Genomic DNA, 1,282 nt, shown 5'->3' with positions numbered 1-1,282 from the left:
GGGGCCTTCCCCGTGATCGTGGACACCGATTGTCATGCGGCGGTGGCCAGCGTAGTTGATCGCTGTTCGTAGGTGATCGGGCTGATCTGGCCGAGGCGGGAGTGCCGTCGGCGGGTGTTGTAGCGGGTCGCCCAGCGGAAGACCGTGAGGCGGGCCTCACTGGCCCCGTTCCACCGCTTGCGGCCCTGGAGCGTCTCGCGCTTCATGGTCGCGTTCAGACTCTCCGCGGCGGCGTTGTCCGCACTTGTGCCGACCGTGCCGCGCGATCTGGTCACGCCCAGCTCCGAGCAGACCTGGGCGAACTCCTTCGACACGTATTGCGCCCCGTTGTCGCTGTGAAATATCGCCCCGCGCAGACCGTCCCCGCCGCGGGCCCTCGCTGCGGCCCTGAGCGCGTCGGTGACCAGTGAGGTCCGCATGTGGTCGGCGATCGACCAGCCCGCCAGGCGCTTCGAGCACAGGTCCAACACCGTTGCCAGATAAAGGAATTGGCCGTTGCCGACGGGGAGATAGGTTATGTCACCCACGTACTTGGTGTTCGGCACCTGGGCGGTGAAGTCCCGCTGGAGCAGGTCCGGCACCGGTGTCGCCGACGGCTCGGGAATGGTCGTGCGGACCTTCTTGCGCAGGTGCAGCCCGACGATGTGGAACTTGCGCATGACGCGCTCGACGCGCTTGTGATTGACCCGCCGACCGGAGTCCTTCAGCTCGGCGGTGACGCGCGGGACCCCGTAGGTGCCATCCGATTCCTGATGGATCTGGGCGATGCGTTCGGCGAGCTCGGCGTCCGCCCGGTCCCGGCTGGCCCGCGCGTCCGCGCCGGCCAGCCATCGGTAGAAGCCGGAACGCGAGACCGCGAGTATCCGGCACAGCCGCTTGACGCCGAAGGCGTCACGGTGATCGTCGACGAACTGGAAGCGGCTGCTCACCAGCTGGTCTCGGCCGCAAAATACTTCGCGGCCCTCCGCAGGATCTCCCGCTCGAGCTCGAGTTCCTTCACCCGCGCCCGCAGCTGCCGGTTCTCCTTCTCCATCGCAGTGGCCTCCACGGCCCCGGGCTGGGCGGCCTGCTCGGCATCCCGCACCCAAGTGCGGAGCGTCTCGTGGTTGATGCCCAGGTCCTTGGCCACCGACGCGTACGTCCCACCCGGGCTCGAGTGATACAGCGCGACGGCATCGGCCCGGAACTCAGGCGAGTACTTCGACGTCCCCAACGGGAACTCCTGTCCTATGGATCATCACGATCCAATGATCAGGGTGTCCACGCTCAAGGGGAAACGCCC

1 protein-coding gene is annotated in these 1,282 nt (G+C 67.3%); it reads right to left on the bottom strand.

The features are described 5' to 3' along the window. Positions 1–32 precede the first annotated feature (32 nt). Positions 33–1,213, bottom strand: a protein-coding gene (locus tag ABZT17_RS45150) for an IS3 family transposase (protein WP_356358003.1) whose coding sequence is annotated in 2 segments (ribosomal slippage) — positions 33–946 and positions 946–1,213 — 1,182 coding nt in all. Because the reading frame shifts where the segments join, the coding sequence is not laid out codon by codon here. Between the last annotated feature and the right edge of the window lie 69 nt (positions 1,214–1,282).

Origin of the sequence: Streptomyces sp. NPDC005648, from assembly GCF_040605395.1 — a bacterium.
GTDB lineage: Bacteria > Actinomycetota > Actinomycetes > Streptomycetales > Streptomycetaceae > Streptomyces.
Note: the sequence above shows the minus strand (reverse complement) of the source record. Positions and strands in the feature narration are given on the sequence as shown.